This is a genomic window from Massilia genomosp. 1, from assembly GCF_011682185.1.
Classification (GTDB): Bacteria; Pseudomonadota; Gammaproteobacteria; order Burkholderiales; family Burkholderiaceae_D; genus Telluria_A; species Telluria_A rubra.
This window is the reverse complement of the sequence record NZ_WHJF01000005.1, coordinates 53,650-66,079: the sequence shown is the minus strand read 5'-3', so window position 1 is coordinate 66,079 and position 12,430 is coordinate 53,650. Positions and strand designations below refer to the sequence as shown.

General features: G+C 65.5%; 13 protein-coding genes. 8 read left to right on the top strand and 5 right to left on the bottom strand.

Annotation, left to right across the window (positions count from 1 at the left end; genetic code table 11):
• Window positions 1-8: 8 nt before the first annotated feature.
• The 3 genes from F1735_RS03125 to F1735_RS03115 all read right to left on the bottom strand — a co-directional run bounded on the left by F1735_RS03125 (window position 9) and on the right by F1735_RS03115 (window position 3,289).
• Window positions 9-953 carry a carbohydrate kinase family protein gene (locus F1735_RS03125; protein ID WP_167235563.1) on the bottom strand — a complete coding sequence of 315 codons (945 nt, stop codon included), beginning with the start codon at window positions 951-953 and terminating at the stop codon, window positions 9-11.
• A 1-nt stretch (window position 954) separates the two neighbouring features.
• Entirely contained in the window at window positions 955-2,163 is a 1,209-nt protein-coding gene (locus F1735_RS03120) for an AGE family epimerase/isomerase (RefSeq protein ID WP_167235562.1), read from the bottom strand.
• 106 nt (window positions 2,164-2,269) lie between these two features.
• Window positions 2,270-3,289 carry a LacI family DNA-binding transcriptional regulator gene (locus tag F1735_RS03115; protein WP_167235561.1) on the bottom strand — a complete coding sequence of 340 codons (1,020 nt, stop codon included), beginning with the start codon at window positions 3,287-3,289 and terminating at the stop codon, window positions 2,270-2,272.
• A gap of 351 nt (window positions 3,290-3,640) precedes the next feature.
• Between F1735_RS03115 and F1735_RS03110 the strand changes: the two genes are divergently transcribed.
• Genes F1735_RS03110 through F1735_RS03095 form a run of 4 tightly spaced genes read left to right on the top strand, consistent with a single transcriptional unit; the run spans window position 3,641 to window position 7,856 of the window.
• Complete coding sequence (locus tag F1735_RS03110) at window positions 3,641-5,884, top strand: glycoside hydrolase family 3 C-terminal domain-containing protein (RefSeq protein ID WP_167235560.1); 2,244 nt, start codon at window positions 3,641-3,643, stop codon at window positions 5,882-5,884.
• 6 nt (window positions 5,885-5,890) lie between these two features.
• Entirely contained in the window at window positions 5,891-7,225 is a 1,335-nt protein-coding gene (locus tag F1735_RS03105) for a glycoside hydrolase 5 family protein (protein ID WP_167235559.1), read from the top strand.
• 20 nt (window positions 7,226-7,245) lie between these two features.
• Entirely contained in the window at window positions 7,246-7,698 is a 453-nt protein-coding gene (locus F1735_RS03100) for a glycoside hydrolase family 27 protein (protein WP_229505605.1), read from the top strand.
• Window positions 7,689-7,856 carry a hypothetical protein gene (locus F1735_RS03095; protein WP_167235558.1) on the top strand — a complete coding sequence of 56 codons (168 nt, stop codon included), beginning with the start codon at window positions 7,689-7,691 and terminating at the stop codon, window positions 7,854-7,856. Before F1735_RS03100 ends, F1735_RS03095 begins: the two co-directional genes overlap by 10 nt.
• A gap of 15 nt (window positions 7,857-7,871) precedes the next feature.
• Here F1735_RS03095 and F1735_RS03090 read toward each other — a convergent pair whose 3' ends face one another.
• Window positions 7,872-8,072: a hypothetical protein gene (locus tag F1735_RS03090; RefSeq protein WP_167235557.1), complete on the bottom strand. Its 201-nt coding sequence runs from the start codon at window positions 8,070-8,072 to the stop codon at window positions 7,872-7,874.
• An 81-nt stretch (window positions 8,073-8,153) separates the two neighbouring features.
• On the opposite strand from F1735_RS03090, the gene F1735_RS03085 reads away from it, so the two are divergent.
• Entirely contained in the window at window positions 8,154-8,486 is a 333-nt protein-coding gene (locus tag F1735_RS03085) for a hypothetical protein (RefSeq protein ID WP_167235556.1), read from the top strand.
• A 24-nt stretch (window positions 8,487-8,510) separates the two neighbouring features.
• On the opposite strand, the gene F1735_RS03080 is transcribed toward F1735_RS03085, so the two are convergent.
• On the bottom strand, window positions 8,511-8,768 hold the full coding sequence (locus tag F1735_RS03080; RefSeq protein WP_167235555.1) for a YkgJ family cysteine cluster protein: 258 nt from the start codon (window positions 8,766-8,768) through the stop codon (window positions 8,511-8,513).
• Window positions 8,769-8,863: 95 nt separating this feature from the next.
• Between F1735_RS03080 and F1735_RS03075 the strand changes: the two genes are divergently transcribed.
• The 3 genes from F1735_RS03075 to F1735_RS03065 all read left to right on the top strand — a co-directional run bounded on the left by F1735_RS03075 (window position 8,864) and on the right by F1735_RS03065 (window position 12,353).
• Complete coding sequence (locus F1735_RS03075) at window positions 8,864-9,619, top strand: FadR/GntR family transcriptional regulator (protein ID WP_167235554.1); 756 nt, start codon at window positions 8,864-8,866, stop codon at window positions 9,617-9,619.
• Between the two features lie 206 nt (window positions 9,620-9,825).
• Complete coding sequence (gene kdgD / locus F1735_RS03070) at window positions 9,826-10,737, top strand: 5-dehydro-4-deoxyglucarate dehydratase (RefSeq protein ID WP_167235553.1); 912 nt, start codon at window positions 9,826-9,828, stop codon at window positions 10,735-10,737.
• Between the two features lie 35 nt (window positions 10,738-10,772).
• A complete protein-coding gene (locus F1735_RS03065; protein ID WP_167235552.1) occupies window positions 10,773-12,353 on the top strand; it encodes an aldehyde dehydrogenase (NADP(+)) in 1,581 nt (526 codons plus the stop codon).
• Window positions 12,354-12,430 lie beyond the last annotated feature (77 nt).

The window sequence follows — 12,430 nt, the reverse complement described above, 5'->3', positions numbered from 1 at the left end:
CCGGTCGGTCATTGTAGCGCGGACCGCCCCGCTGGCGCCTGGCGCTGCAACAAGCCTTCGATCGCTTGCAGCGAAGGCGGGGTGGCGCCAGCGGCCTGGCACGCCGCCGCGCCGGCGGCCACCGCGAAGCGCAGGTGCTCGTGCGGCGCGCGCCGCGGCTGGTGCAGCAAGCTCCAGGCCAGCGCGCCGATGCTGGCGTCGCCCGCGCCCACGCTGTCGAGAACCGTGACGGGCGGCGGGGCGGCGTGCCAGTTATCCGCGCCGATATGCAGCGATGCGCCTTGCGCGCCGCGCGTGTACAGGTAGGTGGCGCCCGGGTTCCAGCCGCGCAGGGTGGCGAATGCGGTGTCAAGCTCGCCGGTGCGAAACAGCCCGGCCAGGTCTTCATCCGACACCTTGATCACATCGGCCAGCGCCGTCATGCGCTGCAAGGTGGCGTCGTAGCGCTGGTCCATCAGCGCCCGGAAGTTCGGGTCGTAGCTGATCTTGACGCCATCGGCCTTGAGCGAGGCGGCCAATGCCAGCAGCTTGCCCGCCAGCGGCTCGCGCGCCAGGCTGATGCCGCCGAAATGCACCCACTTGCAATGCGCGCGCCAGCCGTCGGGCAGGCGCGCGGCGTCGAAGTGCAGGTCGGCGCTGTCGTCGCCGACGAAAAAGTAGCTGGGCGGGTCGGTTTGCCAGACGATCGCCAGCAGCGGCGAGCGCGCCTCGCGCTGCACGAAGCGCATATCGAGCCCGGCGGCCACGCTGGCGTCCCACAACTGGTCGCCGAACACGTCGCAGCTGAGCGCGCCGGCGAAAGCGCTCGGCACGCCCAGGCGCGCCATCACGCGCGCCACGTTCCAGGTCGAGCCGCCCACCTGGCTGCGCCACTGCTGCTGGCCCGGTTCGGCGATCATGTCGGTCAGCGCTTCGCCGGCGGCCACAAACAGCGGGAAGGTCGGTGCGTTCATGTCAGTCCTTCAGTACATTGAGCACTTCGTAACAGGCGCCCATGGTGTGATAGTCGACCTTGCCGGCCGGGCTCTTTTCGTCGGTCAGCTTGCCGTTGGACGGGCTGAGAATACGGTACCACGCGCCGTGCTGGTGGTCGACAAAGTGCGTCCAGCTGTATTCCCAGAGGCGCTGGTACCAGTCCCAGTACTGCGCCTGGCCCGTGCGCGCGCCCAGCAGCGCGGCTGCGGCCAGGCTCTCGGCCTGCACCCAGAAGTATTTGTGGCCGTCGCAGATGCTGTCGTCGGGCGCGAAGCCGTAAAAGATGCCGCCGTGTTGCGCATCCCAGGCTTTATCCATCGCCTGCAAAAACAGGGTACACGCGCGCGGCAGCAGCCAGGCGCCATCGCCCGCCAGGTGTACCTGGTGGCGTTCGAGGATCAGCAGCAGCTTGCTCCACTCGGTCAGGTGGCCCGGCTGGAATCCCCACGGGCGGAAGATGTTGGTGCTGTCGTGGCGGTTGTAGTCCATGTCGACCGACCAGTCTTGCTTGTAATGTTCCCACACGGTGTTCCCGCACAGCGCCGCCTGGCGCATGGTGATGTTGTGGGCCAGCGTTTCGGCGCGCTGCAGGTAGGCCTTCTCGCCAGTTGCTTCAAAAGCGCTGAGCAGGGCTTCGCAGGCGTGCATGTTGGCGTTCTGGCCGCGATACGGGGCGAGCTGCGACCAGTCGGCGCTCGCTTCGTCGGCGTACAGGCCATGCCGCGGCTCCCAGAAGCGGCGCTCCATCAGCGCGAAGGTCTCGCCGATATGCGCGCGTGCTTCTTCCACCCCGGCCATCAGCGCGTGCGCATACGCCAGCAGCACGAAGGCCAGGCCGTAGCAGTGGTTGGTGCCGTCCATGACCTCGCCCTTGCCGTCGGCGCAGTTCAAGGTCCAGGCGTAGCCGCCGGTGGCCGGGTTGCGGTGCGCCGCGCGCAGGAAGTCCAGGCCGTGCAGGAGGCGCTGCTGGTCGGCCGGGTCGGCGAACTGGCGGAACGCCATCGCATAATTGAAGATGAAGCGCGTGCTGCTGACCAGGTGGCGCGTGTGGGCGTCGTAGACGGTGCCGTCGTCTTTGTAGAAGTGATAAAAGCCGCCGCTCGGATCGACGCAGCGCGGATCGTAAAAGCGCTTGGTGTGGCGAATGTGCTCGAGCAGGGTGTCGCGTGAATGAAAATCGGGGGCCATCGTCAAGTCTCGTCGTCAAAAAAAGGGGTGAAAAAAACTGCGTGCGGACGCCGGCCGGACGGCCGCGCTTGCACATCGCGTGTTCAGTCGGTGAGGGAAAAGCGCGCTATTTGTGCGGCCCGAAGTCGTCGCACACGGTGCTGGCGCGCACGATCAGCTCCACCGGCGCGACCTGCTCCACGGGCGCTTCCTGATGCTCGCGCAGCAGCAGTTCGACGCCCATCGCACCGAGCTGCTTCTTGTCGATGCGCAGGGTGGTCAGGGGCCGGTGCCCGAGCACCGCGCTGGAGATGTCGTCGAAGCCGACGATCGATACATCGTGCGGCACCGTCAGGCCGGCCGCCAGGCAGCAGCGCATGGCCACCAGGGCTGCGCTGTCGTTGTAGCAAAACACCGCGTCGGGCGGGTTGGGCAGGGCCAGCAGCGACTGCATCGCTTCGCAGGCGCCGGTTTCGAGGTCGACGCCGTCCGCCAGGCTCGCTTCCAGGCGCGGGTCGGCCAGCATGCCTGAGTCGAACAGCGCCTGGCGATAGCCCTTGTTCCGTTCGCGCACGCTGTAGTGGCCGAGCGAACCCGAAATCATGCCGATCCGCGTGCGTCCCAGGCCGATCAGGTGTCTGGTGGCCAGGTAGCCGCCCATGAAATTGTCGGGATTGACCGAGCTGTAACCGCGCAGCTTCATGTCGATCAGGACCAGCGGCTTGCCGCTCGCGCGCAGGGCGCCCAGCAGCTCGGGCTCGAAGAAGCCGGCGCACACCACCGCGTCCGGCGCATGCATGCGCAACTGCTCGGTCACGCCGTCGGCCGGGCCGACCGCCATGAACGAGAGCACGATGCCCTGCTTGCGGCAGGCTTCCTCCGCGCCGTGCAGCACCGGCGAATAAAACGGACTGCTGGCCGCCGTGTTGTGCTGGCGGTGCAGTAAAAAAGTCAGGCGCCGCATGCGCTTGCGCCGCAGGTTGGCAAAATCGTAGCCCAGTTCATGGGCGGCCGAGAGCACCATCTGGCGCGTGGTTTCGGTCAGTCCCGGCTCGTTCTTGAGCGCGCGCGAAATGGTCCCCGCCGAGACGCCGGCGAATTTGGCGATGTCGCGGATGGTGACGTTCGATGGGCTGGCGGCGCTCATCGGAACGGGGCCTGCGGGGCGCGCGGAAGGTTCACAAGGTTCTCCAGTGGCAGATGCCTTTTTATGCTGAGAGTCTTGCATATCGATTAGCCCATGGTCAAACGATTGGTCCGGTTTGCAAACAGTTTAGCCCGGTTTTACTAAACAGGGCCCCGCCGGCGGCTGCTAAAGCCGGCATGCCCCGCGCACGGCCGGACGCGTGTTTAGTGATCATGGCTAAACATGGTCGAAAGTGCCATTTTTTGTTTGACCGGGCGGGGCCGCAGATGCACACTCGTCTCATCCATATAAACCGGCCGGCGACCCTTTACAGGCGCCGAGCGGGTAAATACAAAACAGGAGACACGCACGATGAATACCCTGACCAAACACGCCCTGGCCGTGGCGATTGCGGCCGCGCTGCCGTTGTCGGCCGGCGCGGCCGATCAGCCCAAACCCTGGCTGGACCCGGCGCTTTCGGCCGGCCAGCGCGCCACGCTGGCGCTCAAGGAAATGACGCAGGAAGAAAAGCTGCAATGGGTGTACGGCTACTTCGGCGCCGACTTCGCGCCCAAGAAAACCATCAAGATCGCCGCCGCCCTGCCGTCGTCGGCTGGCTACATTCCCGGCGTTGCGCGCCTTGGCCTGCCGGCGCTGTTCGAGACCGACGCCGGCCTTGGCGTGGCATCCCAGGCCAGCGCCAATCCGCGCGAGCGCACCTCGCTGCCGTCCGGCCTTGCCACGGCGGCCACCTGGAACCCCAGGCTGGCTTACCAGGGCGGCGCGATGATCGGTCTCGAGGCGCGCGCCTCGGGCTTTAACGTGATGCTGGCCGGCGGCGTGAACCTGATGCGCGACCCGCGCAACGGCCGCAATTTCGAATACGCCGGCGAAGACCCGCTGCTGGCCGGGATCATGGTGGGGCAGGCGGTCAAGGGCATCCAGTCCAACCATGTGATTTCGACCGTCAAGCACTATGCGCTGAACAACCAGGAGACCGGCCGCAATGAGCTCGATGCGCGCATCGGCAATGTGGCGGCGCGCACCAGCGACCTGCTGGCCATGCAGCTGGTGATCGAACAGGGCGACCCGGGCTCGGTCATGTGCGCCTACAACCGCGTCAACGGGCCGTACGCGTGCGAGAACGGGTGGCTGCTGAACGAAGTGCTCAAGCAGGACTGGGGCTTCAAGGGCTACGTGATGTCCGACTGGGGCGCGGTGCATAGCACCGTGGCGTCGGCCAACAATGGGCTGGACCAGCAGTCCGGTTCCGAATTCGACAAGTCGCCGTACTTTGCGGGCGCGCTCGAAGAAGCGGTCAAGACCGGGGCCGTGTCGCAGGCGCGCTTCGACAATATGGTGTACCGCATCCTGTTCGCCATGTTCGACAAGGGCGTGGTCGATCATCCGGTCAAGCCGGACGGCGCGATCGACTTTGCCGCCCATGGGCTGGTCAGCCGGCGCGATGCCGAAGAAGGCATGGTCCTGCTCAAGAACGCCGCTCAGGTGCTCCCTTTGCGCAAAGACGTGAAAACGATTGCAGTGATCGGTGGCTACGCCGATCAGGGCGTGCTCTCCGGTGGTGGCTCGTCGCAGGTGTATCCGATCGGCGGCAGCGCCGTCAAGGGCTTGCTGCCGGCCAGCTGGCCCGGTCCCGTGGTGTACCACCCATCCGCGCCGGTGACCGAAATCGGCAAACTGGCGCCCGGCGCCAGGGTCGTTTTCGATAGCGGCGCCGATCCTGCCAGGGCGGCGCAGCTGGCCGCCACGGCGGACGCGGTCATCGTGTTCGGAACCCACTGGATTGGTGAAGCCAACGACGCGCCCGACCTGTCGCTGCCGGACCGGCAGGATGCCTTGATTAGCGCCGTCGCCAGCGCCAATCCGCGCACCGTGGTCGTGCTCGAGACGGGCGGCCCGGTGCTGATGCCGTGGCTGGACAAGACGGCGGCCGTGCTGCAAGCCTGGTATCCGGGCACGCGCGGCGGCGAGGCGATCGCGCGCGTGCTGTTCGGCGATGTCAATCCGTCCGGGCATTTGCCGGCCACTTTCCCGCAATCGATGGCCCAACTGCCGCGTCCCGTGCTCGATGGCGACCCGGCCAAGCCGCAGATGCAGTTCAAGGTCGATTATCACGAAGGCGCGGCGGTCGGCTACAAGTGGTTCGACCTCAAAAAGCACAAGCCGCTGTTCCCGTTCGGGCATGGCTTGTCGTACACCCAGTTCGCCTATTCCGCCCTGGCGGGCGAGTACAAGAACGGCCAGCTGCAGGTGCGCTTCAAGGTCGGTAACACGGGCAAGGTGGCCGGCAAGGACGTGGCGCAGCTGTACGTGGCGCCGGTCGGAGCGCGCTGGGAGGCGCCCAAGCGCCTGGCCGGTTGGGACAAGGTCGACCTGCAAGCGGGCGAAAGCCGCGACGTGACCCTGACGGTGGAGCCGCGCATGCTGGCCGTGCTCGATGGCCCGTCCAAGACCTGGCGCATCGCCAGGGGCAAATACAAGCTGATGCTGGCGCAGGATGCCGCCGGCACCGGTGAAAGCAGCATCACGGTCGACCTGCCGGCGCGCACGTTGGACCTTCATGGCAAAGCACTTCCTTCAAACGTGAAAAGGTAGAAAGCGATGATCAAGATGAACCAGGCGCTTGCGGCATTGGCAATGGCGGGCATGGCCGGTGGTGCGGCGGAGGCGGCGCCGGTGAGCGCGGCGGGCAAGAGCGAATTCGTCTCGGTCAAGAAGACGCACTTTGCGCGCAAGGGCAAAACGTATTACATCGCCGGCGCCAATTTCTGGTACGGCGGCTATCTGGGCTCGCCCTCCGGCGTGGGCGAGCGCGCGCGCCTGCGCAAGGAGCTCGACACCATGAAGGCGCTCGGCATCAACAACGTACGCGTGCTGGCCGTTTCCGAAAAAACCGAGATGAGCAGCGCCGTGCGCCCGGCCACCACCAACGGCCCGGGCAAGTACGACGAGGACCTGCTGGCAGGCCTGGACTTCCTGGTCGATGAACTGGGCAAGCGCGACATGACCGTGGTGCTTTACCTGAACAACTTCTGGCAGTGGTCGGGCGGGATGACGCAGTACCTGAACTGGTTCGAAGGCACGCCGGCGCTCGACCCGAACGTGACCCGCGATTACGACGACTACATGGCCAAGACGGCGCGCTTCTACGCCAGCAAGGATGCGCAGAAGGAGTATCGCGGCACGATCAAAAAGATCGTCCAGCGCGTCAACACCATCAACGGCAAGCCTTACCGCGACGATCCGGTCATCATGTCGTGGCAACTGGCGAACGAGCCGCGACCCGGCAACGGCAAGGCCGGCGACAAGGAAAAGGCGATCTACACCACATGGATCGCCGAGACCGCGCAGTACATCCATGAACTGGACAAGAACCATCTTGTGAGCAGCGGCAGCGAAGGCCTGGCCGGGTCGGCGCAGGATGCGGAACTGTTCATGGCCTCGCATTCGACGAAGCACATCGACTACCTCACGTATCACCTGTGGCCAAAGAACTGGGGCTGGTTCGATTCCAAAAAGCCGGTCGAGAGCTGGGACCGAGCAATTGCCAAAAGCCGCGATTACCTGAACTCGCACATCGACATGGCCAGGACGCTCGGCAAGCCGATTGTGCTGGAAGAGTTTGGCCTGGACCGCGACGGCGCCTCGTTCGACATCAAGGCCGGCACCAGCATCCGCGACCGCTTCTATGGCGAGGTGTTCGGATTGATTCAAAGCCGCGCGGCCAATGGCGACCCGATCGCGGGCTGGAACTTCTGGGCCTGGGGCGGCGCCGGGCGCGCCGCCAACGCCGACTACTGGTGGAAGCAGGGCAATGACTTCATGGGCGATCCGCCGCAGGAAGAGCAGGGCCTGTACTCGGTGTTCGACTCCGATGCCAGCTCGCTGGCGCTGATCAAGGAACACGCGGGCAAACTGCGCGCCCTCCAGAAGTAAAACGAGCCGACGGGACGACCATGAAAATCGCAACGACGCTGTTGATGGCGGCAGCACTGCTGCCGGGCGCGCGCGCATCGGCGCAAAAGTTCGACACCCTGGCGGCGACGCCGCAAATGGGCTGGAACAGCTGGAATAGATTCGCCTGCAATATCGATGAAAAACTGATCCGCGAAACGGTCGACGCCATGGTCAGGATCGGCATGAAGGACGCCGGCTACGAGTACGTCAACATCGACGACTGCTGGCACGGCAAGCGTGACAAGAACGGCAACATCGAGCCCGACCCGGTGCGCTTCCCGTCGGGGATGAAGGCGCTGGCCGACTACGTACACGCGAAAGGCCTCAAGCTGGGCATCTATTCCGACGCCGGCGCCACCACCTGCGGCGGCCGGCCGGGCAGCCGTGGCCATGAATACCAGGATGCGATCAGCTACGCCAACTGGGGTATCGACTACGTCAAGTGCGACTGATCGATGCGCTCTTCATCGGCGAATCAACTCATGCTGCAAGAAGTATGGGCGTCGAGATTGTCATCGCTGGCTATCCCGGCGGCTGGCGGCTCAGAATCGGGTTGTCGCAGGAAGGATGGACGGTGTCGGTCAAGGATGGAACTCCCACGATGCTTTGAACAGACAGTTGACGATCACCCATTGCAGGCCGGTGCAGTCGCCCGCTCCTGCTCCCCCAGCCACTGCATCGCATGTTCGCGGCTGCTCCCGCACATCTCTTGCGATGGCTGCAGCCCGCCGCAAAACGCCGGCCGTTCCGGCTTGCCGAAAATCAGGCGGCGCTTGTCCACACCGAGTTCGATGCAGCACTCGCCCAGCGCGCTCGTCAAATGCAACGCAGTTGGAACCGTTTTCTCGCATGCTGTGTGGTGCCGCTGTGCTAATCTGGGCTCCCCAGTTTATGAGCACCAGCCGGTATGATGTCACGAACTAGTATCATCGCTTTCACTCCCGTCCTGGCGCTACTGGCTGCGATCTGCCTTTTCGAGTTGCCCCAGTCATACTGGTGTACGCCAATTGAAATCGGCGGTAAAGAACTGGCCTGTGGTTACGACTATGCGCGTCCAGTCCTGAAATTTGCGATCGACATGCTGTTCATTGTTGGCGCAAGCGGCATCGTGGCATCGCTGGTGTTCGCGTTTCAGCGGAGACTGTCCAAACCGGGGGGGGCTGGATTCATTTTGTCGGTGCTGATTGCCATCGCCTGTTTTTACCTGAAAGCGTATCTCGGCGTCGATGATTCCCCGTAAGGGTAACGGCACGTCCGATGGCTTTCAAGCCGGCGCGGTCGCCCGCTCCAGCTCCCCCAGCCACTGCATCGCATGTTCCCGGCTGCTCCCGCACATCTCTTGCGACGGTTGCAGTCCGCCGCAAAACGCCGGCCGTTCCGGCTTGCCGAAAATCAGGCAGCGGTTATCAAGGCCGAGCTGGATGCAGCGCTCGCCCGCGGCTTTGCCATACGGCATGCCGGGAATCGGACTGGTGATCGAAGGGGCGGTGCAGCAGGCGCCGCAATTGTCACGGCAATTCATGCCATCTCATTTCTGTGATTATTCTACGTCGCCCAAGTATACACCCCATCAAATCATAAGATGTCGTACAACTATTCGGGTTGTATAATAGGTGCATGACACCTTCCCCTACTGCCCAGGCGCTGCCGCCACCCCGCAAGAAACACCGCACCCTTGCCCAAGGCGTGGTCGAACACATCACGGGCAGCATCCAGCAGGGCGTGCTCAAGCCCGGCGACAAGCTGCCCACCGAATCGGCCATCATGGAGCAGCACGGCGTGAGCCGCACCGTGGTGCGCGAAGCCATTTCGCACCTGCAGGCGGCCGGCTGGGCCCAGACCCGGCACGGCATCGGCACCTTCGTCATCGAACGCAGCAACGCGGGCCTGGCGATCAATGCCGAGAGCATCGTCACCGTCATGGATGTGCTGGCGATGCTGGAACTGCGCATCAGCATGGAGGCCGAAGCGGCCTGGCTGGCGGCGGCGCGCCGCAGCGAGGCGCAGGTGGCCGAACTGGCCAAGGTGCTGGGCGCCATGCAGCGCAGCGTGGCGCGCGGAAGCCCCGCCGTTGACGCCGATGTGCAGTTCCACCTGTTGATCGCGCAGGCCACCGGCAACCGCTATTTCGTCGATATCCTGAGCCAGCTGGGCACCACCATCATCCCGCGTGCGCGCATCAACATGCCGCAACTGGGGCACGACGATCCGGCCGCCTACCTGGAACGGGTCAACCGCGAGCACGAAGACATCTTCAACGCGATCCTGCGCAAGGACCCGGAAGCGGCGCGCGCCGCCATGCGCACCCACCTGAGCAACAGCCGCGAACGCCTGCGCCAGGCGCAGCAGCAGCTGGAGTCGCACGGGGCCTGATCGCCCGTCCGCCCACCCATCCCGCATAGGGGAGCGCGCCCGCCGGCGCTCCCGCCGCTTTTCGCTTCGCCCTCCCTGTTTTACGCCCGCGGCCGCGCGCCGGCGGCGCCCTCATCCGTCTCAACGTTGTGCTTGCTTATGTCGAAGACTGGTTGTACGATGACGTATCACTAGCGCCAAAAACCCGCCTACCATCTGGAGACCCCATGAATCCGCAAGAACTCAAACAAATCCTCTCGTCCGGCCTGCTGTCGTTCCCGCTGACCGACTTTGACGAGCAGGGCAATTTCAACGCGCGCACCTACGCCGACCGTCTCGACTGGCTCGCTCCGTACGGCGCCAGCGCCTTGTTCGCGGCCGGCGGGACCGGTGAGTTCTTCTCCCTGACCCCAAGCGAATACTCGGACGTGATCCGCACCGCGGTCGACACCTGCCGTGGCAAGGTGCCGATCCTGGCCGGCGCCGGCGGCCCGACCCGCACCGCGATCGCCCTGGCCCAGGAAGCCGAGCGCCTTGGCGCGCACGGCATCCTGCTGCTGCCGCACTACCTGACCGAAGCGAGCCAGGACGGCCTGATCGCCCACGTCGAAGCAGTCTGCGCGTCGGTCAAGTTCGGCGTCGTCGTCTACAACCGCGGCCAGTGCCGCCTCACCGCCGACTCGCTCGAAAAACTGGCCGCGCGCTGCCCTAACCTGATCGGCTTCAAGGACGGCATCGGCGACATCGAACTGATGGTGCAGATCTGGCGCCGCATGGGCGAGCGCTTCAGCTACCTGGGCGGCCTCCCGACCGCCGAAGTCTACGCCGCCGCCTACAAGGCGCTGGGCACCCCGGTGTACTCGTCGGCCGTGTTCAACTTCATGCCGAAAATGGCGATGGACTTCTACCACGCGGTCGCCGCCGACGACCATGCGACCACCAACCGCCTGCTCGACCAGTTCTTCCTGCCTTACCTCGACATCCGCAACCGCAAGGCCGGCTACGCAGTGAGCATCGTCAAGGCCGGCGCGCGCCTGGTAGGCCACCCGGCCGGCCCGGTACGCGCGCCATTGACCGACATGACGGCGGAAGAAGACGCGATGCTGCTCAAACTGATCAGCGCCCAGGGCGCCCAATAATCCCGACCGAGGAACCGATTTTGGAGATCAACGATATGCAAATCAATGGAGAAATGGTCATCGGCCAACGCACCGTGCGCGGCACGGCCGGCGTGGTGCGCGCGATCGACCCGTCCCGCAACGACTCGATCGGGCCGGACTTCGGCCTGGCCACCGACGCCGATGTCGATGCCGCCTGCGCCCTGGCGCAAAGCGCCTTCGACGCCTACCGCAACACCACGCTCGAACAGCGCGCGGTCTTCCTGGAGACCATCGCCGAAGGCATCCTCCATCTCGGCCCCGCCTTGATCGAACGCGCCGCGCTGGAAACCGGCCTGCCGAGCGCGCGCCTGGAAGGGGAGCGTGGCCGCACCGTGAACCAACTGCGCCTGTTCGCCAAGGTCGCGCGCGACGGCTACTTCATCGACGCCACCATCGATTCGGCCCTGCCGGAGCGGGTGCCGCCGCGTCCCGATCTGCGCCTGCGCAAGATCCCCCTGGGACCGGTCGCCGTGTTCGGCGCCAGTAACTTCCCGCTGGCCTTCTCGGTCGGCGGCGGCGACACCGCCTCGGCGCTGGCCGCCGGTTGCCCGGTCGTGGTCAAGGCGCACGGCGCCCATCTCGGCACCTCGGAACTGGTTGGCAAGGTCATTCAACGAGCCGTGGCCGACTGCCAACTGCCCGAAGGCGTGTTCTCGATGCTGTTCGGCGAAGGCCGCCAGATCGGCCAGCGCCTGGTCGAGCATCCGGCCATCAAGGCGGTTGGGTTTACCGGCTCGCGCCAGGGCGGCCTGGCGCTGATGCGCACCGCGGCCTTGCGCGCCGAACCGATTCCCGTGTACGCGGAAATGAGCAGCATCAATCCGGTGTTCCTGCTGCCGGCGGCCTTGTCAAGCGAGCGCGCGGCCGTGGCGCAGGGCTTCGTCGATTCGCTGACCCTGGGCGTGGGCCAGTTCTGCACCAACCCGGGCCTGGTCATTGGCCTCAAGGGCGAGCGCTTCGACCAGTTCGTCGACGCGGCGGCGGCCGCGCTGCAAGCCAAGGGCGCCGGCACCATGCTCACCCCCGGCATCCACAAGGCCTACGTGGGCGGCGTGGAACAGCTCTCCGGCATCGACGGCGTGACCCTGGTCGCCCTGGGCAAGGCGGACGGCGCCGGCTGCGCGGCGCGCGCTTCGCTGTACCTGTGCGAAGCGGCCACCTACCTGGCCACGCCCGCGCTGGAGTCCGAAATCTTCGGGCCGTGCGCCCTGCTGGTGCGCTGCCGCGACGCCGACCAAATGCAGCGGGTCGCCGAACACCTCGAAGGCCAGTTGACCGCCACCGTACACGCCCTGGCGGCCGACCGCCTGCATGCCGCGGCGCTGTTGCCGGTCCTGGAACGCAAAGCGGGCCGCATCCTGTTCAACGGCTATCCAACCGGTGTCGAAGTGGCCCATGCGATGGTTCACGGCGGCCCGTTCCCGGCCACCTCCGACAGCCGCAGCACCTCGGTCGGCGCGTCCGCCATCGACCGCTTCCTGCGCCCGGTGTGCTACCAGAATGTGCCGGCGGACTTGCTTCCGGAGGCACTGGCCGACAATAATCCACTGGGCCTGACCCGCCTGGTCGACGGAGGCATGCAAGTCCCGCAGTAAAAGCTGGTTGCGCCGCCGGAGCAGGGGTGTGGAGACACCTTCCGGCGGTGCTGTTTCTAAAAACAACCATAAAGAAG